The sequence below is a fragment of the Phytobacter ursingii genome (genome assembly GCF_001022135.1).
GTDB classification, from domain to species: Bacteria; Pseudomonadota; Gammaproteobacteria; order Enterobacterales; family Enterobacteriaceae; genus Phytobacter; species Phytobacter ursingii.
In genome coordinates this window covers 2,194,221-2,217,339 of record NZ_CP011602.1, presented here as the reverse complement: position 1 = coordinate 2,217,339, position 23,119 = coordinate 2,194,221, and the positions used below count along the sequence as shown (strand labels likewise).

Here is a 23,119-nt window from a genome sequence, read left to right as displayed (position 1 = left end):
TCACTCCCTCAGGCACGCACGCGAGACAGTACATCATCAAGCTCGCTGACGCTTTCACCGATCTGCTCGACAGAGCCCGCAAGCAGATTAGAGGCTTTCGCCATTTCGACGTCCAGTTTGCCCAGCGTCTTATCGAGACTGCGTGAAACACCTTCTGAGAAGTCTTCAAAGCCTTTCCCAAGCACATCGCTGACATTTTCCATAAAGGTCTGTGCTTCACGGTTATAGCTCTGCAAGCGCTCTCCATGCTGCTTAAGATCGGTGATGAACTGACTGCGAGTAATTTGTTCAGACTGGGTATTAGCGGCGAGCAACTCCAGCATGGCAATGGATTTGCTGACAGCTTCGCGATTGTTCCGATAATCGGCCACTACTGAACTGAGTTCGCTGGTTGCAAGGGAGAGCGAGGATCCCGCCGACTGCGCTTTATTCAATACGTCAGCCGTGAGGTGATTCGCTTCGGACACACGATCGCCCGCGTGTTCAAAACGCTCGGCGGCGACACGCATTTTGTCCGCACCGTTTTGCATATCCTGAATCTGTCGGTTGGTCTGTTCTGCGAGTTTGTTAAGGGTTTCCGTCGTACCCTGATGCTGACTGGCAACGGTTTCGATCAGCTGTTTGATCTGATCGTCTACTTCACTCATCACTCGTTGCGTCTGTTCGTGCAGGGACTGCTGGTTAGCTTGCTGGTTCGCTGATATCTGTTGCTGGCCCTTATCAATCTGACCAAACAGACTACCTAACTGCTCCCCGAGTGCTTCAACAGACGTTGCCATTTTTTCCATCGTGGCATTTTGGCCCTGCTGTACTGAATTCTGAATGGCTTCAATAAAGGCGGACATATGTTCTGCCTGGGCTTTTTCCCGCGCTTCGCTGTCGGCGAACATTTTCTCGAGCTGACGTGCCATACGCTCACCAGCGCCTTCACCCTCAGCACCAATTTTGGCGACAGAGGCCTGTAAGCTGTTAAGCATGTCATTCATGCCCGCCTGCATGGCCTGCTGGCCCGACTTCATTTCAGAGAGCAGCTGTTCAATCAGCTGTACGCTGCCCTGCCGGGAGTCATCGCTGACCTGACGCATATCCTGTAGCAGAGCGGAGAACCCGCTTTGCATCGTCTGGATCGCCCCAACGGTTTGTCCCATCATGTCATTAAGGTTCGTAAACCGCTGGCCAAAAGTGGTATCGAGCTTCGCCATAAATGCGGTCAGCACATCCTGCAGCATATTCTGTACCATGCCGCTTTGATCGCCGCTGGCGGTCTGAACCGCACCCGCAATTTTATCCAGCGGTGACTTCAGGCTATTTTCGATTGCGCCACTCACCTGATCGGCAAACTGTGCGCCTGATTCACGGTAGGTGTTACTTAACGTATTCGCGAGGCGTTCATTTTCAACTTTCTGGCTTTCGGCAAGATGCAGCAACATATCGCGAAGGTCAGTCACCAGGCTCTCTTTAAGGTGGCGTGCCTGGGTTGCGCTTTCATTGCTGGATTTGACCAGCGAGGCGAGGTATTCCTCGCCTACGCCGCTAACGTAGAGTTTGTCGATAGCGGCGGTAAATTTTTCCAGATACTTATAGCACTTGGCGATGGACAGTTTTTCCAGCCAGGTGACGAAAATAGAGGCGGCAATAGCCACGGCAGAGCCAAGGAATGCGTACAACACATCGTGCAGCAAATTATTAACGCTGCTGGTGACCTGCTCTGGAGTACTGGGGTCGAAGTGGTTAAGGCCAATCATCAGACCGTAAAACGTACCGATAATCCCCACGCCGGTCAGAATACCGGGCAGGTGTTTGAAGAATTCAGTATTGAGTGGAATATCGACTAACTGTTGCTCAGAGAAGTAGCTCGAGCTTGGCGCAGTTGCACGAATGCGGACGATTTTTTCTTCCCCACCTTCCAGCTCACTCTGCGGGTGTAACGACTCTTCAAACTCATTCCACGCGTGTTTGAGTTCTGGACGTTTAAACATATTTTGCAGATGAGCAAGCTGTTCCTCTGGAGAATTGCTTTCAATGCTATTAATTGATTGAGTGTATTTTTTCAGGCTGTTAACAATTTTAATGGCCCGAAATAAATAAAAGAAAATAAAGCAGGCAACGGCCAGACTCACGATGCTGATTACAGTGAAGGGCACATTATGAGGCTCGACAGATGTAAGCGTCACTAAAAAGGAATTAAGCCAGGACATATTTTTACCCGTTGAATATATTAATCAGCATTCAAATTACCATCGACAACATTTTGATTACCTTTAATCAAAATTTCTTTGTTGTGATAGCCATCGCCGCGCCGTGATCCGCAAACAACTCCGACCGTTCAGGGGATGAACGATGCAAGAAATGAGATTTAATGGAATGGCGGTTTAGTTTCCTATTATTCACCTCTCAAAAGCAAATTTCTTTACGTTGTTTCGTTTGTAATCATTAACGTTCCGGGTATCATTTTGCGAACTGCATTCCAAAAATGAATTTGCGATAAGGCATTTTTGCGCTTTCGCTGCGATCGACCTCGAGGATTTTCATGAACAACGCCGAACAACTGTTTCTGAATGAGCTGGATAACAAATTCTGGAAGGCCGCGGACAAGCTGCGCGCCAATATGGATGCCGCCAACTACAAGCACGTGGTTCTGGGGCTTATCTTCCTGAAGTATGTTTCCGATGCCTTTGAAGCTCGTCAGCAGGAGCTGATCACCCTGTTCCGCGATGTGGGCAATCCGGAAAACATCTACGCCATGTCGCGCGACGATTATGATTCAGATGAAGAGTACGCGCAGGCGATTGCTGATGAACTGGAAGTTGAAGATTACTACACCGAAAAGAACATCTTTTGGGTGCCAAAAGCCGCGCGCTGGGACACGCTGAAAAACAAAGCTATGCTGCCAGCCGGCACGGTACTGTGGGTGGATGAAACCACCGGGAATGACGTCAAGCTGCGCTCCGTCTCCTGGCTGGTGGATAACGCGTTAGATGAAATCGAAAAAACCAACCCGAAGCTGAAAGGTATCCTAAACCGCATCAGCCAGTATCAGCTGGGCAACGAGGTGTTAACCGGGCTGATTAATACTTTCTCAGATGCTAACTTCAGCAACCCGGAATATAACGGTGAGAAGCTCAACTTAAAGAGCAAAGATATTCTCGGCCACGTATACGAATATTTCCTCGGGCAGTTCGCGCTGGCAGAAGGTAAGCAGGGCGGCCAGTACTACACGCCAAAAAGCATCGTGACCCTGATTGTCGAAATGCTTCAACCGTATAACGGCCGTGTGTATGACCCGGCAATGGGTTCTGGCGGGTTCTTCGTTTCCAGCAACCGCTTTATTGAAGAGCACGCGGGAGAGAAACAGTACAACGCCACAGAGCAGAAGCAGAAGATTTCCGTTTACGGCCAGGAATCCAACCCGACCACCTGGAAACTGGCGGCGATGAACATGGCAATCCGTGGCATCGACTTTAACTTCGGCAACAAAAACGCCGATACGCTGCTTGACGATCAGCACCCAGACCTGCGCGCCGACTTCGTGATGGCTAACCCACCGTTCAACATGAAGGAGTGGTGGAACGCGAAGCTGGAAAAAGACGTGCGCTGGAAGTACGGCACGCCGCCGCAGGGCAACGCCAACTTCGCGTGGATGCAGCACATGATCCACCACCTGGCCCCGAAAGGCTCGATGGCGCTGCTGCTGGCGAACGGTTCGATGAGCTCCAACACCAACAACGAAGGCGAGATTCGCCGCAACCTGATCGAAGCCGATCTGGTGGAGTGCATGGTCGCGCTGCCAGGCCAGCTGTTTACCAACACTCAAATCCCGGCCTGTATCTGGTTCCTGACCAAAGACAAAACCGGCGGCAACGGCAAAGCGCACCGCAAAGGCGAAGTGCTGTTTATCGACGCCCGCCAGATTGGCTATATGAAAGACCGCGTGCTGCGTGATTTCAGTCGCGAAGATATCGCCAAAATAGCCGACACCTTCCATGCCTGGCAGACGGATAAAGACTACGAGGACGAAGCCGGGTTCTGCTTCTCGGCAACGCTGGAAGATATTCAAAAAAACGACTTTGTGCTGACGCCAGGGCGCTACGTTGGTGCCGCCGAGCAGGAAGAAGATGATGAACCTTTTGCCGAGAAGATGACACGACTGACCGCGCAGCTCAAAGATCAGCTGGAAGAGAGTGCGAAGCTGGAAGCGCAGATCAAAGCGAATCTGGGGGGGCTGGGTTATGAGTTTTGAAACTCTTGAGAATTTATCAATAAAACTAATTGATGGTGATAGAGGTAAAAACTATCCAAAGCAATCTGACTTTTTTGATAGAAGTGATTGCCTCTTTTTATCTGCAAAAAATGTTACTAAAAATGGTTTTGAGTTCACAGATTGCTCTTATATTTCAATGGAAAAGGATCATCAACTGCGAGCTGGTAAATTAGAGCGGAATGATATTGTTCTTACTACTAGAGGAACGATAGGAAACTTGGCTCTTTATGATGAGTCTGTCTGCATAAGTAATGTTCGAATTAATTCTGGTATGATCATTTTGCGCCCAGACACCACAGTGTGGAATCCAAGGTTTCTCTATTTTTTATTGAATTCAGATTTGGTTATACAGCAAATTTCAGCTTTAACGTCTGGATCTGCCGTTCCTCAGTTACCAGCGAGAGATCTTAAGAAATTTGTATTGCCTGTAGTCCCTTTAAGTAAGCAAAATAAGATCGTGGAAATAATAGGTGCGGTTGTTGATAAGGTTCAGATAAACCGCGCAATCAACCAAACCCTAGAACAAATGGCGCAAGCTCTTTTCAAAAGCTGGTTTGTCGATTTTGAACCGGTAAAAGCCAAAATGGCAGCGTTGGAAGCGGGCGGTTCGCAGGAAGACGCGACGCTTGCCGCCATGACGGCGATTTCCGGGAAAGATGCTGATGCGCTGGTGGTTTTTGAGCGTGAATACCCTGAGCAATATGCCGAGTTAAAAGCCATGGCAGAACTGTTTCCGTCTGCGATGCAGGAGAGCGATCAAGGATGTATTCCTGAAGGATGGGAATACCGGAAGATTGGAGACTATATTGATAATATATCAAAAACGTATCCACTGAAAAAGGTTGAGCAAGTTGTTTTCCTTAATACAGGTGATATTAAGGAGGGGGAGTTTCTGCACCAGAATAAATCGGATGTAGGTTCCTTGCCTGGGCAGGCAAAAAAATCAATAAAGGAAGGGGATATCCTCTATAGTGAAATACGACCTGTAAACAAACGGTTTGCTTTTGTTTATTTTAACGCGGATGAGTATGTTGTATCAACTAAGTTAATGGTTTTGCGTCCAAAATCAAAAGAGTTAAGTTATTACTTATACTTCTTGCTTAGTAGTAATGAGGTTGTGTCCTATCTTCAGTTAATGGCCGAATCTCGCTCGGGAACTTTTCCTCAAATAACTTATGATACTGTTTCAGATATAAGAATATTAACATCAGCTGATGAATCAGTAATCAAATCGTTCTGTAAGTTCGTAGGTGAGAACTTATATATTCCGCAACAATCAATTATTAAACAGAACGATATGCTCACCAATATCCGCGACACCCTCCTCCCCAAACTTCTCTCCGGCGAAATCACCCTGCCGGAAGCCGAGCAGGCGGTAAGCGAGACGGAAAATGTATAAAGTCGATACGCCGACCAACAGCCTGCACTCGCTGCAGGAGGTGTCGTTCAGCAGTCTCGGTTATACCGAGCGCTATCATTTGCAGGAGTGGTTGGCGAAGAACCCGCAGGCGCTGACCCGCGATAATGACGACGAACTGCTGATTATCCAGAAAGAGTTCGCCGGTTTTGACGACACCAAAGAGCGCCTCGACCTGCTGGCTATCGATAAACAGCGCAACCTGGTGATCATCGAAAACAAGCTCGATGACTCCGGGCGCGATGTGGTGTGGCAGGCGCTGAAATATGCCGGTTATTGCGCCAACCTGCGCAAAGATCAGATCCTCGACATCTTCCAACTCTATCTCGATAAATACGAACCGGAGGAGACCCGTCCGGCGGCGGAAGTGATGGCTGAGTTTCTGGAATGCGAAAGCCTGGATGAAGTGCAAATCAACCAGAGCCGTACCCAGCGGGTGATGATGGTGGCGGCCAGCTTCCGCAAAGAAGTGACCAACACCGCGCTGTGGCTGATGCAGTTTGGCCTGCGGGTGCAGTGCTTTAAGGTTAAGCCATACAAATTCAACGACGATGTATTCGTTGATATTCGCCAGGTGATCCCGACGCCGGAAGCCGAATCCTTCATGATCGGCATGGCGCAAAAAGAAGCCGAAGAACAGTCTACCAGCGGCGAACTGAAGACCCGGCATTATCTGCGCAAGGCCTTCTGGACCAAAGCGCTGGAACGCCTCAAAGCCAGCCAGTGCACGCTCTACAACAATATCAGCCCCTCGACCGACCACTGGCTCAGTGCCGGGTCTGGTATTAGCGCGGTATCGTATAACCTGATTTTCAGCAAAAAAGAGATTCGCGTTGAGCTGTGGATTGCCAAATCCTCGGCGGAGAGCAACACCTTTGCTTTTAATTGGCTCTATGAACATAAAGAGGCAATTGAAAACACCTTTGGCCATGCGCTGAAGTGGGAACCGTTGCCGGGCAAAAAATCGTGCCGAATCTCGTTCGCCACGCCTGCTACCAGCCTCGATGAGAGCAACTGGCCAGCGATGATCGACTGGCTGCTGGTTAACCTCACGGCGTTTGAAAAAGCGCTCGATCCTTTTATCGCCCCACTGAATATGGCGCTTAAAGATATTTCTAACGTGCCGGAAGAAACGGAAGAACCTGAGACAGAGGAAGCCTGATGCTGAGCGAAGACGATTTAGAACAGCAATGCCTGAAATGGTTTGCTGAACAGGACTGGGAAGTGTTGCACGGGCCCGATATCGCGCCGGATGGCGATAACCCGCTGCGCGCTTCATTTCATGATGTGTTTCTGCGCCCGATAATGCTGGAGCAGCTACAAACCATCAACCCCCATCTCCCTGTTGCCGTGCTGGAAGAGGTGATACTGCGTATTACCCGCCCCGAAAGCCCGGATCTGGTCGTCAGCAATAAAGCATTCCATCACCTGCTACTCGACGGTGTGCCCGTCGAGTACAAGCGCGAAGATAAGACGGTTCACGATAAAGCGTTGCTGATGGATTTTAACCATCCCGGCAATAACCGCTTTATGGTCGTGAATCAGGTGGCTATTCAGGGGATAAAACAGGTTCGTCGTCCGGATATCATTGGCTATATCAACGGCCTGCCGGTGGCGGTGATTGAGCTGAAAAGCCCGATTGATGCCAACGCCGATATTTGGGCTGCGTTTAACCAGCTGCAGACCTATAAAAACGAACTCAGCGACCTGTTTATCTGCAACGAAGCGCTGGTGGTGAGCGATGGGCAGAATGCGCGTATCGGCTCGCTGACCGCTGATGAAGAGCGCTTCCTGCCCTGGAAAACCGTGGCTAATGAAGACGACAAGCCACAGTTTGACTGGCAGCTTAAAACCGTGGTGCAGGGCTTCTTTAACCGTGCGCTTCTGCTCGATTACATTCGTTATTTTGTGCTGTTTGAGAACGACGGCAAACGACTGATCAAGAAGATTGCCGCCTATCACCAGTTCCATGCGGTGCGTGAAGCTGTTGCGGCCACGATTGTGGCGTCTACCGGCAAACATCTGCCGCTGCGCAGTAACATTACCCCCGGCAGTAAAAAAGCGGGCGTGGTGTGGCATACCCAGGGCTCTGGCAAAAGTATCTCCATGTGCTGCTACGCCGGAAAGCTGCTGCAACAGGCGGAGATGAACAACCCGACCATCGTGGTGGTGACGGATCGTAACGATCTGGACGGGCAGCTCTATGCGACCTTCTGTCAGGCGCAGGATTTACTGAAGCAAACGCCTTTACAGGCCAACGACCGCGACGAGCTGCGCGAGCTGCTCAATGCCCGTGAATCCGGCGGCATTATCTTCACCACCGTGCAAAAGTTTGCGCCGTTGGACAGCGAACAGAGCCATCCGGCTCTCAATCAGCGCAGCAATATCGTGGTGATTTCCGACGAAGCACACCGCAGCCAGTATGGCCTGAGCGCCACACTGGACCGCGAAACCGGGGTCTATAAATACGGCTACGCCAAACACATGCGCGATGCGCTGCCGAATGCGTCGTTTATGGGCTTCACCGGTACGCCGATTGCCTCTGAAGATAAAGATACCCGTGCCGTGTTCGGCGATTACGTCTCTATCTATGACATTCAGGATGCGGTGGATGACGGCGCGACGGTGCCGATTTACTACGAATCCCGGCTGGCAAAACTCGACCTGAATCATGAGGAGCTGGAAACGCTCTCCGACCAGGTGGATGAGTTGGTGGAAGATGAAGATACGGGTCAGCAGGAGAAAACCAAAGGTGACTGGAGCCGTCTGGAAAAGCTGGTGGGTTCTGAACCACGCATCAAACAGGTAGCGGCCGATCTGGTTCAGCACTTTGAAGCGCGCAATGCGGTCATGAACGGTAAGGCGATGATTGTCGCCATGAGCCGTGATATCTGCGTGAAGCTCTACAACGCCATCGTAGACATCCGCCCTGATTGGCACAGCGCGGATGTCGAGCAAGGTGCTATCAAAGTCATTATGACGGGCTCGGCTGCGGACAAAGATCATCTTCAGCCGCACATCTACAACAAACAGACCAAAAAACGTCTTGAAGCCCGCTTTAAAGATTTGAACGATCCTCTGAAGCTGGTGATCGTCCGCGATATGTGGCTGACCGGGTTTGATGCCCCGTGCTGTCACACCATGTATATCGATAAACCGATGCGCGGCCATAACCTGATGCAGGCCATTGCGCGCGTTAACCGCGTGTTCCGGGATAAACCCGGCGGGCTGGTGGTGGATTACATTGGCATTGCCAACGAACTGAAGCAGGCGCTGAAAACTTATACTGACTCGAAAGGGAAAGGGCAGACCACCGTAGATGCCCGGGAAGCCTTTGCCATTCTGCTGGAAAAAATCGACGTCATTCACGGGATGTTCGCACCTTCAGCGGGCAAGCCAGGGTTTGATTACGCAGGATTCTCCCGCGATCCGTTGGCTTTCCTGCGAGAAGCGGTGAACTACATCCTTGGGCTGGATGACGGTAAAAAACGCTACCTCGACGTCTCGCTGGCGATGAGTAAAGCCTGGTCACTCTGTAACACCCTGGACGAAGCAAAACCTCTGCAAGAAGAATTCGCATTTCTCTCTGCCGTCAGAGTGGGGCTTATCAAGCTTGATCCCAAAGAGAAGTTTAGCCAGTCAGAAAAGAACTCTTTATTGAGCAAGATTCTTGATAACGCCGTTGTTGCGACGGGGGTAGAGGATGTGTTTGCCCTCGCGGGGTTAGATAAACCCAATATCGGGCTGCTTTCGGATGAATTCCTGGAAGAAGTGCGAGAAATGCCGCAGCGCAATCTGGCTGTGGAACTGCTGGAAAAACTGCTGAATGACGGTATTCATGCCCGTTCTGGTAATAACGTTGTGCAGCAGAAGAAATACTCCGACCGTCTGAAAGCGGTGTTGCTCAAATACAATAACCGGGCGATTGAAACCGCACAGGTGATTGAAGAGCTGATCCAGATGGCGAAAGCGTTCCAGGAAGCGATGGCGCGCGATGATGCGCTGGGCTTAAACCCGGATGAAATCGCCTTCTACGATGCGCTGGCTGAAAACGAAAGCGCGGTGCGTGAACTGGGTGATGACACGCTCAGAAAGCTGGCTATTGAGGTCACACGACAGCTGCGGAAATCCACTACCGTTGACTGGCAGGTACGTGAAAGCGTTCGCGCGCGGCTTCGTATTTTGGTGCGCCAGACGCTGCGTAAATACAAATATCCACCGGATAAAACGCCAGGTGCCGTAGAGCTAATCCTGAAGCAGGCGGAAGTGGTGTCGAACAGCTGGACGTCATAGATACGGTATCTATGATTTGAGAGAGAGGGCTGAGTATGGCCCTCCGTTAAACCTGAAGTGTGAAAGAGTTCTGATTAGTCAGCTGAGTACGTCATGACCGGGGCTTGGCTGTAACACGGAATGTTTCATTAGATTCGGTTATCTTTTTTTAACTTCTCCATTTACGATCTTTTCCATCAAGAATGAACAATTTGACCCCACAGTTGCAAAGTGAACAGAACCTCAGTACGCATCCACTGTATGATTTGTGGGGCCTTATTCGCCGACGCTCAAATAAAATAACTCTGTCTTCAGGTCTGCTGGCATTCCGGCACAAGAATGTGAGCGTGCAACTGTCGATCGATGCGATTAGAAATATTAAGGTTAGACGCAGTTGGCTGTATTCTAACGTGTCTATTGGGACAGACGGTGAAACCTATCGGCTTAATGGTTTCAATGTTCAGCAGCTCGAAACACTTATTCAAAAGATTCAACGTGCAGCGCTGGATATTTTTCAGCATAGCGCTGAGTGGCGGGATCTACTTGAGGTTGTCAGACGCTATCAGAAAGGCGATCACTATTTCTCTTCGTGGGAGTGGCGCGCTTTGTCAGCGCTCACGTTGGTCAAAAAGCGTCTTTATGACCTTGATATTGATGCCGATTTTATTGCCCAGGAAAGTGATAATCCCATTGCGCAACTGGCCCTGAAGTTATCCATGGATGATGTATCAGAATCGGGACGGCAGCACTTTAACGAACGGGTCGTTCCGCAGCTAGTCTCATCGTATCAAACCTTCTTTGATAACATTGAATCACAACCCCTGAGTTCCCCTCAGCGTAAAGCTTGTGTTACGAATGAAGATCATACTTTAGTTGTTGCAGGTGCCGGGACGGGAAAAACGTCGACACTAATTGGTAAAGCAGGGTATCTCTTGAAGGCGGGTTTAGCTCAGCCGGAAAACATCTTAATGCTGGCCTTTGGTAACAAGGCCGCGCGGGAAATGGCTGAACGTATTGCTGAGCGACTGCCGGAAAGTGGGGATAAATTAAAAGCGACTACCTTCCATGCGTTCGGCAATCGTATTGTCGCTCAAAGTGTTGGCGTCAAACGTTCACTTACGCGTTTTGCTGAACAAAATAATGAGTTACGACAATTTATTGAAGCGACTTTAGAAGCAGAAATAAGTCTCAGCGATGATTATAAAACCCAACTAGTTAAATATTTTGTTTGTTACAGTACACCTGGCCGTTGTGAATATGATTTCAATGCCATTGAAGAATATCATGAGTTTCTCCAAAGCTGCCGCCTGATCACCCTGACCGGGCAATGGGTTAAAAGTGTCGGTGAATTACGGGTTGCCAACTATCTCTATTTGTATTCAGTTCCCTTTGCTTATGAAGCAAATTATGAGGTTAATACAGCAACCATAGAACGTCGCCAGTATAAGCCTGACTTCTACTTGCCGGTCAGTAAGACCTATATTGAATACCTTGGCGTAGATCGAGAGATGAGAACGGCCCCCTTTGTCGATCAGGCCGTATATCTTGAAGGATTAGCCTGGAAGCGGAAACTGCATCAACAGCACAAAACCCGACTGGAAGAGTTATACAGCTACCAGTTGAGTGAAGGAACGCTGGAAGAAAATATCCTCGATTTACTTAATCGGGTGAAGGAGCCGCAGCATTTACGTGACACAGACACACTGCTGGATGAGCTTAAAAGCTCTGGTTCCTCGCCGTGGCAAGGCTTTATCGATTTGATGCTCCGTTTCCTTAGTCTTTTCAAGGAAGGGCAATTTTCGTTCTCCGATCTCCTGGCATCACCCCAACGTATAGATATGGGGCGCACTCAGGCGTTCATTGCGTTATTTAAACCCATCTATGATGCCTATGAAGCCCATCTCAAAGAGCAACAAGAAATGGACTTCAGCGATATGATCGCGGAAGCAACAACTGCACTTGATGAAGGGCAATTTCATCATCGCTATGACTATGTTCTGGTTGATGAATTTCAGGACCTTTCGGGTGGGCGAGGGAAGTTGTTAAAGGCTTTACTGGCAACCCGGGAGAATATGCGGCTGTTTGCAGTAGGGGATGACTGGCAGGCCATTTATCGTTTCAATGGCTCAGACCTTCGCTTTTTTACCCGTTTTGATCATCAGTTTTCGCCTGCAAAAATGCTACCTCTGGACAAAAGTTATCGCTTTAACAATCGCATACATGAGCTTAGCTCTACCTTTGTTACTCGAAATCCTGCGCAGTTGAAGAAAGAGATTACGACGCATACCCAGGTTGAACATGCGGCAGTCCAACTGCTCGATATTCAGGAACAAATCGCTAATATCCACATTGCCGATCGCAACCAAAGAAAAGCTGAGGCTTATCGTCAGCAAATCAGGAGAGCGCTCGCTCGTTGCCATAGCCGGGAAGTGAGGCTCAACAGTACCCGTCGGGCCCCCGTCATGCTGATTGGTCGTTATCGTCTGGAAAATATGAGAGATCTTAAAGAGTTGGATCTAAAGGCGCTAATGTCCGAGTTTCCACTTCTTGATATTCAATACCAGACGGCGCATGCCAGTAAAGGCCTGGAAGCAAATTACGTGCTCCTGCTGGGGCTCGAAAAGGGGAGTTTTCCATCAGCCAAAGAAAATGATGAGTTGATAGACCTTCTTCTCCCAGAGCAAGAGCCATACCTGTTTGCCGAAGAGCGTCGGTTATTTTATGTCGCCGTTACCCGTGCCCGACACTATGTGTTTATGATCTTTGATAGCCAGAATACCTCAGCTTTCGTTGAGGAAATTGCAAAAATGGGTAAACAGCTCATTACGAAAAGTGATTCTCTTGAAGTCGGTCAATGGAGTTGTCCAGATTGTGAGTCCGGCTCCTTAACGGGCAAAGTGAGCCGCTATGATAAGAAATTCTATGTCTGCTCTCACTCACCAGCTTGTGATTACATGGCCAGTTCCTGCAAGCAATGCAGCTCACCGATGGTGATGCAAAATGGCATGCAAAGGGTATGCGCGAATCCAGAATGTCAGGAGATTGAAATTGTCTGTCGACGCTGCGGTCTTGGCACCATGGTGAAGCGTAAGAACAAAGACGGTGGCGTTTTCTATGGTTGCAACCGCTACCGCCGGGATGAGGCTGACTGTTGTTATGAAAACATTACGAGCGAGGAGTACGAACGCAGAGTCGACACCGCAAAACGCCATGCAGCAATCATGCAGGAGAGATGATGAAATCTAAATATGATTGGATACGTAAAGCACTACGATGTCTGCGGATGCTTTCAGAGCTGCATCGTCTTGGATTTCAGCACCTCCGGGGGATGCCTTACTTCAATGCTCAGGGATTTAGATTCGCTATCGCCCCGCGGCATTACTTTTCCGACAATGGTATTGCGATTCCAGCCGCGAAACTATCAGATGAATTCGTCGCAATCACTGGCGCAGGTCACTATTTCAGCTGGACAGATACTGACGGTAATGATGCTCGTACTTTGGCAGAAAAATTTATCACCCGTTTTCCAGATATTGCACTCGCTGGAAAAGGACGTGATTGGGAGTATGCGGGCTGGTTGTCAGAGCTCATTGGTTTTCTTGAACAGGGTGACATGATCCCAACCGTATGGTGGGAAGGAATGAACGGTCGGCCTGAGGACCTTTTAGCTCTGCCTGTCTGGGTCGAAGGGAAGGACAATATTGATTGGATAGGGGAGAAGTCTATTATTTCTCAAACGAATCCTCATTTCCCTTTGCCTGGCAAACTAGACTCGTCCGGAAGTGAATGGTGGGGAAGGCAGCCCTATTGGACAGACGCCCTGCATGAGATGTCTCAAGCCATGCAGGATGGTGGCCGTCTGGTCACCATTGACGTAGAGAAAATTAGTGACCAGTTGTTCATGGCGAATAGCCCTGCTTACAAGCTGTTAAGTGCCATGAATTCTGTGTCGGAGCATGAAGGCTACGAGGGTTTTAAAGGCGCTCCTCGTCTCGTGTTGGCTTTGCTTTGGAAACTGCAGGAAATAAGTGAGCAGCGTAATAGTTGAGGTAAGTCGAGCCCTAAAGGCTCTGCTGTTGCCATAGCATTTTCACCTGTGCAGTGATTTGCTTCAGTATCTATTGCATACGACAAACCAGATCGCTATGGGCGCATGCTGGGCCTTGTCATGAACAGCGACGGTAAACAGATTAACTGCGAAATAATCCGCGCTGGTGCAGCCTGGGTTTATGTGAAGTACGACATTGATTCCGAGCTTCCGGCAATCGAGCAGGAAGCTCGGCAGAACAAGCGTGGACTATGGCAACAGGCGAACGTCGTCGCGACGTGGGAATTACGACACCATAAAAAATGGCGCGATAGCAGAGCTTCATCGATGATGAGAAGCGCAAAAAGATGTTTTTACTTTGCGAGTTACATAATGAAATTCAGAGGACAAAAGGCGAATGACCTACATCAAAAAAACTACGTCCAACGGGCGCAATATGCAGCGTGTTTGTTATGTCACTGGCCACGGTCTGACTAACCAACGTTTTGAAAGTTTCCGCGCATTTTGGGAGTCCGAAAAACTCGAAGGTGATCATATCGGTGTGCGTACAAAACTTTTTCAAGATGCTGACCAGGCCAATTACCAGGGGTACAGCATTCGCATGGTTTATAAGGCTGACGACGAGGCAGGGCTAAAGTGATCAAACGAATGGCCACAATCGTGGCCGTTTTAAAATAGTTCCTGTCTTTGGTGTATATCACAGGTACATTTGGTGTATCTGTTAGGCAAATATTGTAATCAACAAAACGACGAACACGCAGGTATACGTCGCTAGGCAGGCGGCACGCTCGCGCATCTTCAGAAAGCAAATGAGAGCATAAAAAATGGGACTACGTTTCCGGCAGACATTCACGCTGTTCCCTGGCGTGCGCTTGAATATTGGAAAAAATGGATTTAGCGCGTCATTCGGCGCGCCGGGAGCAACCGTAAACGTCGGCAAACGCGGAATACGGGCGACCGTCGGCATTCCAGGGAGTGGTATTTCTTACACTCAAGATCTGTATAAGTTCGGCAACCAGCAACAGCAACAGCAACAGCAACAGCAACAGTATCATCGCCAAAACTTGCGCTACATTGACCCGCAGGCGACGAATTATTACGTGCCTGACGAAGGCGACCACATGATCCAAAGTGCCGCCGTCGAGCGTCTGACTAGTGAAGGCCTGAAGCCGCTGCGTGATCTAATCATAACGGCCAACGCGCAACAGAAGGAAATCCGCGCTGACCTGTTAGAGGCCCGGCAGGAGAAAATACGACAGACTGACTTGCTGCAACGTAAAAAAACTAGCCTGTTTCGTCGATTCTACAAAAAGAGTATTGCCGCGCTGGAAGAAAGCCTCCCGGTAGTTCGAGCCGAGGTGGAACGCCTGGAAGAGTGGGAAGAGAACACAAAGATTAGAATCGAGTTCGACGCGGGAGAGCACTGCGCGTATGTGTACGGCGAGGTTGTGCAGGCGTTTGAAGGCTTGCGCCAGTGTAGCCATATTTGGGATGTGACGTCTGAAAGCGACGTTGACCAATTCCGTGACCGCACCACAGCCAGCCGGTATCTTTACCGCAAGCCGGTACAATTCGACTTTGTGAGCAATGACTTGATCCAATTCGAAGGAAAAGCTATGCGGTTTCAGAACGTCAACGGCGATGACATTCTGATCTATCCAGGTATTGCACTTATTCCGCGTGCGGATGGCGTTTTTGCCCTAGTCGATTTGCGAGAGCTGAACATCACCGGCGTCAGTACACGTTTTATTGAGTCCGACTCTGTACCGCGCGACAGTGAGGTAGTTGGTCACACATGGTTTAAAGCGAATAAAGATGGCGGGCCTGATCGCCGCTTCAACGGCAACTATCAGATCCCAATCTGCAAATATGGCGAGCTGAATTTCTACTCAAGCACTGGGATTCGCGAGCAGTATCAACTTTCGCAGTCAAAACCGGCCAACTACTTCGGCGCAATCTTTGCCATGTACCAGGAAGCGCTGCAACAGGCAGCAGACAAAAATGAAGCGCCGGGGCGGGTTGCCAACCAACTGCAACATTTAGGTGAATAGCATCAAAAGAAACGGGGACAGCCGCACTGTGCTTCTTTCGTAAGGTCATTGGCATCACGGCAGGCCGAAAGAGGAAACCATCACCATCAGGCAAAACAAGTACCTGAACAACCTAGTGGAGCAGGATCACCGTAACATCTAACGACGGATAAAGCTGTTGATCGCGTTCAAATCGTTCCGTCAGGCACAGATGGCGCTGGCTGGCATCGAACTGATACACATGCTGCGTCAGGGACAATACCAGCCTCCTGGCGGGGACAGTCCGCCCCCGCCAGAGCAGTTTTACCTGCTGACCGTCTGAAATGTGAGCAGCGGGCTCCTGCTGAGCTTATGTTATTAATACGACAGAACCGAAAATACGCAGTGCTGCTGAAAGCACTGCTGTAGTCATATTAATAAACAACACCAAAGTATTTTTCAGCACAAGACTGGCAGCAGGAGTTGCTGTGCATCCAACCGTTGATTTTGTACTGGTTACAGTGCTCGCACTGCCTGATATATGTTTTTCTTTTCAGTAGTTTCTTTACCTGCGCAGTGATTTGTTTTTCTGTTGAATTAGCGGGTAGTTCGACAAAAAGGACTTCATTTGGGATCGGGTCATGACCATCCCAACTAACGTTTGTAACTTTAATCTGAATTGGTTGCCCAGCAGTCGTTTCAACTTTGATGACGCTGTGAAGATTTTCAGGAATTCCGTACATTTACCGCCCCATTGTCAGGTTACTTGGCGCCAAACTTCAGTGTGACGACATTGTCTTTATGAGGCAGCCTGGATGCTGATACCTCATGCTCAACGAAGTCACCCCAGCGCATGAACAAATTCCTCAATTTCTCTGCTCTCTGGCCCACCTGATAGGTACGAATCATCCGGTCTGCAGGAAGATGATTAAGCAGTAGTTCTATTAACCGCTCTGGCGCATCAAGATACTCGGCACAGCCAGTAGCCACGCTGCGGCGGAGATCGTGAGGAGAAAATGTGGCAAGTTCACCCAGATATTTTTTCCTCAAACGCTCAAGTGCACGGGTTACTGCATCCCCGGTAATGGCAAAACCGGGGTTGCTGGTGGACTCGAATACATAGGCACCTTCCGAGATAATCCTTTGTTTTTTCAATATAGAAAGAGTGAGTGGATGAAGCGTCACCACATGGCTTTTGCCATTCTTAGTTTCAAGTATTGTCCAGCGATTGCCATTGATTTGGTCCCAACGCATTTCGCATGCCTCAGAGCGGCGAACCCCTGTAAGGATAATGAGTCGTAAAGCATTGGCTACCGAATGGGACAGCACCACGCTTGTGAAGTGGTCAACAAAAACTGGCCACCGCGTTAGAGTTTTTCCAGTATCGGTTTTCTGATTCGTTTGGCGGTAACCCACCATTATATTCGTGCGGTCTTAGTGCGCTGTAATATCCAACGATATAGTCCGTTATTGCGTGAGCTGCATCGCTGAAGCTTACATAGCCCGTCGCCGGCACCCATTCGTTCTTCAGACTCCTGAAGAAGCGCTCCATTGGGCTGTTATCCCAGCAGTTTCCACGCCGACTCATACTCTGCCTGATCCGGTATCGCCACAGTAACTGCCGGAACTGCCTGCTCGTATAATGGCTGCCTTGATCGCTGTGGAACATCACCCCGACGGGCTTACCACGGGTTTCCCATGCCATTTCCAGTGCTTTCATGGTGAGCCTGCTGTCCGGCGAGAACGACATGGCCCAGCCCACTGGTTTTCTTGCGAACAGGTCGAGAACAACGGCGAGGTACGCCCAGCGCTTACCCGTCCAGATATAGGTCACATCACCGCACCACACCTGATTTGGTTCCGTTACGGCGAACTGTCGCTCAAGATGATTCGGGATAGCAACGTGCTCATGACCGCCACGCTTATACCGGTGAGTCGGCTGCTGGCAACTGACCAGCCCCAGCTCTTTCATGAGTCTGCCAGCAAGCCAGCGCCCCATCTGGTAACCTCTCTGGGTTGCCATTGTGGCGATGCTTCTTGCTCCGGCAGAGCCGTGGCTGATGCCATGCAGTTCAAGTACCTGGCTGCGTAATACAGCCCGTCTGCCGTCTGGCTTTTCAGGACGGTTTTTCCAGTATTTGTAGCTGCTGCGATGGACCCCGAACACATGGCAGAGAGTGGCCACAGGATAACGCGCCCTGAGTTTCCCGATTATCGAGAACTGTTCAGGGAGTCTGACATCAAGAGCGCGGTAGCCTTTTTTAATATTTCATTTTCCATTTCAATACGTTGTAGCTTTTTCCTGAGCTCACGGATTTCAATTTGTTCCGGGGTAATGGGGGAGGCTTTTGGTGTTTTTCCCTGCCGCTCATCACGTAATTGTTTCACCCATCGCGTCATTGTGGAAAGGCCGACATCCATAGCGCTGGCTGCATCTGCCACGGTGTAATTCTGGTCAACGACCAGTTGAGCGGATTCGCGTTTAAACTCTGCGCTGAAATTTCTTTTTTTCATTATGGCACCTGTGTTGTTCTGAGGTGAGCATATCACCTCTGTTCAGGTGGCCAAATTCAGTAAACCACTTCACGAGTACTAGATTTCAGCAAAGACTGGATAGAGCAGGAGGTTGTTTATCCAGGGGAAATACTGCTTAAACAATCTGGTAGTGGTTTGGAAATTGAGGTTAATAGATTCAGAACATCCAAGGACACCAATAAGCTCAACGATGCCATTACTGGGGCCATCGGTAAGTTTTACAAATCAAAAGGTATAACATCGAGCGAACAACCTGAATCCATTTTTTTTGATGACTTCACAAACAGTGAACGTATCCGTTTCTTTCTGCAATTGACATCTGTCAATGCACCTGATTTCTCTTTCAAGGAGATCGGCAACTTCGAGATCATTCGTGATCAGGAGGCCGGGGCTCTGCCGAAAGAACAACGAATTGAGTGGATGGAAGGTTATGTCAACAAAATACAAATAAAAGGTAGTGATCTTGGTAAAATATTCCTTCTCCATGAACCAAGTTACTACCAATATTATTTTTTGATAAAAATGACCGCTACATATGCTTTCAAATTTGGTGCAAATACTGGCGACTGTGGTGTTGAATTTTCATTTTCGGGAAAAACTTCGAGAGATGATAATTTCTCTGGAACCACATTCGATTTCAGTATCGAACGATTATCGCGCCTGGAGGAAGGAAGTAAAAATCAGGTAAGAAAAGCGATCATTCAAAAAATTCAGGAAGCAAGGGATGCTGCTTTCAAGCATGTAAAACCTTAGTCATCAACGTGTTAGTGCCGCAGTATTGAGTAGTTCCACTATACCGCTAAGCAGGGCGAGATGGCCAGTTGGTGAGGCTGTCCATTCTCGCGTTCTTTAAAATCGAATGCCACACCAACACCCTACTTACCTTGGTGGACTCATTATCCCACGAATAAGTGCATGCAGGAAACTCACGCCTTGCTCAAAACCGTTCCGTCAATATGAGTTCATTGGATGCTTACTCTTCTATGATATTCAGATCCGGCAGCAGTTCCTGTGACGTGATAAACACCATGTAAACCAGGAAAAAGCCGACCAAGAGATAATAGTGATGTCATGTGCTGTTAATTCACCATTACAATACGCCACGTCACCCTAAAAAAACCATGCGGTCGGGATCGACCCTCTGAACAAAGGACTGGTGAACACATTGTTAAGTTTACAGATTTTACACAAAGCGGTTTCCAGACTGATATTTCGCCTGCTGGCGGACAAACCTCTGCCCACGAAAACCCCCGGCGAAAAACTGCATATTCTTCTGCTTCGCTGGGATGCAAAATTAGGCGACTCCATCGTATCTTCTTTCTTTTTTCGCGAATCACGTAAGCTCAATGCCCGTTTGACTGTACTTACGGTTAACGAGTTAACTGAAATGCATACCAACACCTTCGGTGTGGATGAAGTCATCGTTACGAATCCGCATCCAAGGCTTGGTGAACTACGCAGATTGGCGAACCAACTAAGTAATGTCGATGTCGTTGTTCATCTGGTTGGACGACTGCAACCTGCCGAAATCGTTTTTATACGGTTACTCCGTCCGGCGAGTCTCTATTCCCTTGATGATTCGCTGCGCTGTGTGAATCGTAAAATGGGTTTTGCTGCAAACACGCTCAATATCGTGGAGCAGTACAAATATATTCTGCAGGATCTGGGCGCGAAAGTGATCGACACCCAGTACATTGTACCGTTGCCTGCCGAGCTCCCGCCTGCGGCACTTTCCCCCCAAATACTTTTTAATCCTTATGCCAGCCGAAGAGACAAGGGGCTATCCCCTTCCCGTGCAACCGCAGCTCTACAAGCTATCGCCGACGAGTTTCCCGGCCATTTCGTGGGAATTCTTTGCAGCCCTTCAACGCTGCACAGCGCACAGCATCTTGAAAGCGCAGTTGCGCGCGATAATGTGGCAGTCTTGCACGACGGGCTAACACCCGAAAAGGTTGCAGGCTATATTCGCCGAGCGCAGGCAGTTGTTAGTGTTGATACCGCCATTGTGCATATGGCTGTTGGCCTGAAAGCGAAGCTGGTGGCGATCTACCCGTTGATTGCAGGTCAACACAACCCATGGCTGCCGCCTCGCTCACCTTTTACACAAGTGATCTACAGCGAGCAACAACCAGACACACTCCGTCGTACGGGAAAAAAAAATATGGATGATTTTTCGCTAACGTCATTAATGAACGCATTGCAGACTCTCTTAACGCTGCCAGAAGAAGCGAAAAACAGCATGTCGCTTAACGCCAGAATCATCCCAGGGCTAGGGGTAGCGACGGGCACGCTGGCGCGACAACTGCCCTTAATCTGTGAAAAATTTCCTGAAGTTGCAGGCTGTTATGCCGGGACGATCAACCTTGAATTCAGCATTCCTGTCGCAGTCGTGCGACCCGATCACCGTACCGCGCCATTGGCCTGGACTCCCAGTGGACGCACTACCGAGATATTCGATCTACTGCGCATTGAACTTGAATTCAGCCATTTACCTGAACGCATCCCAGCATGGCTATATATTGCCCACAACTCGCCACACCGCTGGACGCCGACCATTCACGAAGCAATCGCGCCGCGCATTAACCTCAATGGCGCCACACACTGTCGACTCCACTTACCCGCTGAGGCTATCGTACTGGGCGAAAGCGGTACTCAGGCAACGGAAGCTATCAATTTGTCACTTTCATCAACCCAGTAATCCGCATTCGCCTCAATATGCAAAAACAGTTTTGCCAGCAGCGAACCACCCGCCAGGAATTCAGCCACGGTTTCTCTCCGGGCTTCGGTACGCCGGAAATAGGTGTTGTAAAGTTTGAGAATGGCCACGTCGTTAATCAAAAATGCCCCGACGGCAATATCGGTGCGACGCATCACCTCGCAACCAGCAAAGTTATAGAGAGGACGGTATCCGGGATCGATGACCTCTCCGCCAATCGGGATGGCAGCATCGGCAGCCTGGGCAATGATATTTTTGATTCTCCCAGGATTACCCCAAGCGTGATTCTCGCTCTCAAGGCCTATAGCTAAGGCTTGCGCAAGTATGGGGTTTCCCGGCAGGGACGCGAAAATACACTCGCTATGCCAGTGCAATTTATGGCTCAGCCCTGTCGGAAATAACTCAACACTCGGATCTCTAAACAGCAACGTATCCGCATCCAACCATGCTCCGCCCCAGCGATGCACAAACGCCATGCGAATGAAATCGCTCTTCGCCACAATAGCTTCAATGCCGTTCGCCATCGTAAAGCTCAGCGGCTCAAAAGCCCAGGCTTTATTCATGATGTCAGCATCGATGTGCTCGCTTACCGTTCGCGGCGTAAGCAGAAGAAAACGCTCGCCCAGAGCTCTGTGCATAGAAACCAGTGCCAGGGCAACATAAGCCGGCATGGTCTGACCCGGTGCGTTTTCCCAGTAACTGACGTAATGGATAGTGTCGGATGTCATTTCACCAGCACCTTACCTTTCGCACACAACAGCCCATTTTGCATCAGATATGTTCTGAGCATCACCAGTGATGGCGCGCATGCAGGCTGAGCTAAAAACTCATTATTTAACGCTGATTTATACAGATTAAGCCAGGTCAGCACCGGCACATTTGGCAGGAAAGCCGGTAAACTATCCCGGTTGTCTTCGCCAAATAACAGACGCAACGCACGCAGAATGGGCTGATAGCCCGGAGCAGAGAGCAGTTGCGCGACGTTTTCATCCAAATTCTGCTTTATGCTCACGCTGTTCAGCCGATCCTCCACCGACGCATCAGTTAATGCCACCCGGGGATCTAGCGCCACTGGGTAAATGGCACGAAATGACCGGGCGCCGTTACACAGCGATTCATACAACACTTTGTCCGCCGTTGCCCCAGTCACCAGCACGTCATCTCCGAAAATGACATGCACGCCGCTCCAGCGGTAAAAATTCTCCGCTGGAATCACATGATCCTGCTCAAGATTGACCCGATCGCGCTCGGCTTGGCTGAGGCTGGCGTAATTTTCACACGGCGGCGCAATCCTTGGCAATTTAACGTTGATAATGGTGGGCAATCCTTTATGCGCCAACGTGAGATTAATTTCCTCAACCACGATATCGTAGAGCACATTGGCCGTGGAAGGCACATTACGCCAGCCCGTGGTCATCATCACAACACTCTCTCCCTCCTCTTTGGCCTTGCAAAACAACCCTGACCATGAAGAGGAGGCGTCATCCAGTTCTGCGGCAAGATAGTCGATAACGCACCGTGCCAGATAGTGTATCTCGCTCACTCCACCATATTTCGCACGGCTATAAATGCCCGCCAATGTTGTAGCGTCAGCACCGGTGCGCATATCGCAAAATGATCCAGTCGCATTCGGCGTCAGATAATGCAGCGCCTTACCACCAAAAATAGCGACGTAATCGGACATGTCGATCAAACCGCGCGCCAGCAAATCGGTCGCGAACGCGCGAAAACCGGATTTAACATCCTGCGCATTGATCTGTGCACTGGCCTGGCGAAACATTGCCAACTGGGTTGCGATCGGTTCGTTGTGCAACGTGTTCCACACAAGTGAATGCGGAGTTTTTAGTCCATTCATGGTGAA

16 protein-coding genes and 2 pseudogenes are annotated in these 23,119 nt (G+C 49.5%); 12 read left to right on the top strand and 6 right to left on the bottom strand.

What is annotated here, in order from left to right; translation table 11 throughout:
- Positions 1–8: 8 nt before the first annotated feature.
- On the bottom strand, positions 9–2,198 hold the full coding sequence (gene zorA1, locus AB182_RS13900) for a type I Zorya anti-phage system protein ZorA1 (RefSeq protein ID WP_047370607.1): 2,190 nt from the start codon (positions 2,196–2,198) through the stop codon (positions 9–11).
- Positions 2,199–2,530: 332 nt separating this feature from the next.
- Between zorA1 and AB182_RS13895 the strand changes: the two genes are divergently transcribed.
- The 10 genes and pseudogenes from AB182_RS13895 to AB182_RS31930 all read left to right on the top strand — a co-directional run.
- Positions 2,531–4,240, top strand: coding sequence for a class I SAM-dependent DNA methyltransferase (locus AB182_RS13895; RefSeq protein WP_047370606.1), 1,710 nt, complete (start codon positions 2,531–2,533; stop codon positions 4,238–4,240).
- Complete coding sequence (locus AB182_RS13890) at positions 4,230–5,660, top strand: restriction endonuclease subunit S (protein WP_047370605.1); 1,431 nt, start codon at positions 4,230–4,232, stop codon at positions 5,658–5,660. The genes AB182_RS13895 and AB182_RS13890 overlap by 11 nt, the downstream gene beginning before the upstream one ends.
- The gene (locus AB182_RS13885; protein WP_047370604.1) at positions 5,653–6,840 is read left to right on the top strand and encodes a DUF4268 domain-containing protein; all 1,188 of its coding nucleotides are present in this window, start codon (positions 5,653–5,655) and stop codon (positions 6,838–6,840) included. The genes AB182_RS13890 and AB182_RS13885 overlap by 8 nt, the downstream gene beginning before the upstream one ends.
- Entirely contained in the window at positions 6,840–9,971 is a 3,132-nt protein-coding gene (locus tag AB182_RS13880; RefSeq protein ID WP_047370603.1) for a type I restriction endonuclease subunit R, read from the top strand. The genes AB182_RS13885 and AB182_RS13880 overlap by 1 nt, the downstream gene beginning before the upstream one ends.
- 182 nt (positions 9,972–10,153) lie before the next feature.
- Positions 10,154–13,186, top strand: a complete 3,033-nt coding sequence (locus AB182_RS13875) for a UvrD-helicase domain-containing protein (protein ID WP_047370602.1) — start codon at positions 10,154–10,156, stop codon at positions 13,184–13,186.
- Positions 13,183–13,998: a hypothetical protein gene (locus AB182_RS13870; protein ID WP_223883605.1), complete on the top strand. Its 816-nt coding sequence runs from the start codon at positions 13,183–13,185 to the stop codon at positions 13,996–13,998. The genes AB182_RS13875 and AB182_RS13870 overlap by 4 nt, the downstream gene beginning before the upstream one ends.
- A gap of 105 nt (positions 13,999–14,103) precedes the next feature.
- Positions 14,104–14,475, top strand: coding sequence for a thermonuclease family protein (locus AB182_RS33355; protein ID WP_071845884.1), 372 nt, complete (start codon positions 14,104–14,106; stop codon positions 14,473–14,475).
- The gene (locus tag AB182_RS32620; RefSeq protein ID WP_047370600.1) at positions 14,396–14,638 is read left to right on the top strand and encodes a hypothetical protein; all 243 of its coding nucleotides are present in this window, start codon (positions 14,396–14,398) and stop codon (positions 14,636–14,638) included. Before AB182_RS33355 ends, AB182_RS32620 begins: the two co-directional genes overlap by 80 nt.
- A gap of 184 nt (positions 14,639–14,822) precedes the next feature.
- Positions 14,823–16,049, top strand: a complete 1,227-nt coding sequence (locus AB182_RS13860; protein WP_047370599.1) for a DUF4236 domain-containing protein — start codon at positions 14,823–14,825, stop codon at positions 16,047–16,049.
- A 61-nt stretch (positions 16,050–16,110) separates the two neighbouring features.
- A pseudogene (locus tag AB182_RS31930) lies at positions 16,111–16,350 on the top strand (DDE-type integrase/transposase/recombinase); the annotation flags it as partial.
- 91 nt (positions 16,351–16,441) lie between these two features.
- Here the strand turns inward: AB182_RS31930 and AB182_RS13850 are convergent.
- From AB182_RS13850 to AB182_RS13840, 3 genes and pseudogenes are all read right to left on the bottom strand, one after another.
- Entirely contained in the window at positions 16,442–16,750 is a 309-nt protein-coding gene (locus tag AB182_RS13850) for a hypothetical protein (protein ID WP_047370598.1), read from the bottom strand.
- Between the two features lie 19 nt (positions 16,751–16,769).
- Positions 16,770–17,345 (bottom strand): annotated as a pseudogene (locus tag AB182_RS13845) (site-specific integrase); the annotation flags it as partial.
- Between the two features lie 7 nt (positions 17,346–17,352).
- A protein-coding gene (locus AB182_RS13840; RefSeq protein WP_085929673.1) for an IS3-like element ISEc52 family transposase occupies positions 17,353–18,521 on the bottom strand; the annotation gives its coding sequence in 2 pieces (ribosomal slippage) (positions 17,353–18,272 and positions 18,272–18,521; 1,170 coding nt in all).
- A gap of 156 nt (positions 18,522–18,677) precedes the next feature.
- On the opposite strand from AB182_RS13840, the gene AB182_RS13830 reads away from it, so the two are divergent.
- Entirely contained in the window at positions 18,678–19,295 is a 618-nt protein-coding gene (locus tag AB182_RS13830; RefSeq protein ID WP_177328617.1) for a hypothetical protein, read from the top strand.
- Between the two features lie 403 nt (positions 19,296–19,698).
- On the top strand, positions 19,699–21,240 hold the full coding sequence (locus AB182_RS13825; RefSeq protein WP_223883604.1) for a glycosyltransferase family 9 protein: 1,542 nt from the start codon (positions 19,699–19,701) through the stop codon (positions 21,238–21,240).
- On the opposite strand, the gene AB182_RS13820 is transcribed toward AB182_RS13825, so the two are convergent.
- Together AB182_RS13820 and AB182_RS13815 are read right to left on the bottom strand one after the other, a co-directional pair.
- Entirely contained in the window at positions 21,195–21,986 is a 792-nt protein-coding gene (locus AB182_RS13820; RefSeq protein ID WP_047370596.1) for a glycosyltransferase family 32 protein, read from the bottom strand. The two genes, AB182_RS13825 and AB182_RS13820, sit on opposite strands and share 46 nt — an antisense overlap.
- Positions 21,983–23,113, bottom strand: coding sequence for a hypothetical protein (locus AB182_RS13815; RefSeq protein ID WP_047370595.1), 1,131 nt, complete (start codon positions 23,111–23,113; stop codon positions 21,983–21,985). Before AB182_RS13815 ends, AB182_RS13820 begins: the two co-directional genes overlap by 4 nt.
- Positions 23,114–23,119 lie beyond the last annotated feature (6 nt).

What these genes read in the sequence shown, in the direction of transcription:
- AB182_RS13850 (WP_047370598.1), bottom strand. Translation starts at nt 16,750, where the DNA reads ATGTACGGAATTCCTGAAAATCTTCACAGCGTCATCAAAGTTGAAACG.
- AB182_RS33355 (WP_071845884.1), top strand. Translation starts at nt 14,104, where the DNA reads ATGCTGGGCCTTGTCATGAACAGCGACGGTAAACAGATTAACTGCGAA.
- AB182_RS13860 (WP_047370599.1), top strand. Translation starts at nt 14,823, where the DNA reads ATGGGACTACGTTTCCGGCAGACATTCACGCTGTTCCCTGGCGTGCGC.
- AB182_RS13885 (WP_047370604.1), top strand. Translation starts at nt 5,653, where the DNA reads ATGTATAAAGTCGATACGCCGACCAACAGCCTGCACTCGCTGCAGGAG.
- AB182_RS13870 (WP_223883605.1), top strand. Translation starts at nt 13,183, where the DNA reads ATGATGAAATCTAAATATGATTGGATACGTAAAGCACTACGATGTCTG.
- AB182_RS13895 (WP_047370606.1), top strand. Translation starts at nt 2,531, where the DNA reads ATGAACAACGCCGAACAACTGTTTCTGAATGAGCTGGATAACAAATTC.
- AB182_RS13820 (WP_047370596.1), bottom strand. Translation starts at nt 21,986, where the DNA reads ATGACATCCGACACTATCCATTACGTCAGTTACTGGGAAAACGCACCG.
- AB182_RS13815 (WP_047370595.1), bottom strand. Translation starts at nt 23,113, where the DNA reads ATGAATGGACTAAAAACTCCGCATTCACTTGTGTGGAACACGTTGCAC.
- AB182_RS13890 (WP_047370605.1), top strand. Translation starts at nt 4,230, where the DNA reads ATGAGTTTTGAAACTCTTGAGAATTTATCAATAAAACTAATTGATGGT.
- AB182_RS13880 (WP_047370603.1), top strand. Translation starts at nt 6,840, where the DNA reads ATGCTGAGCGAAGACGATTTAGAACAGCAATGCCTGAAATGGTTTGCT.
- zorA1 (WP_047370607.1), bottom strand. Translation starts at nt 2,198, where the DNA reads ATGTCCTGGCTTAATTCCTTTTTAGTGACGCTTACATCTGTCGAGCCT.
- AB182_RS32620 (WP_047370600.1), top strand. Translation starts at nt 14,396, where the DNA reads ATGACCTACATCAAAAAAACTACGTCCAACGGGCGCAATATGCAGCGT.
- AB182_RS13875 (WP_047370602.1), top strand. Translation starts at nt 10,154, where the DNA reads ATGAACAATTTGACCCCACAGTTGCAAAGTGAACAGAACCTCAGTACG.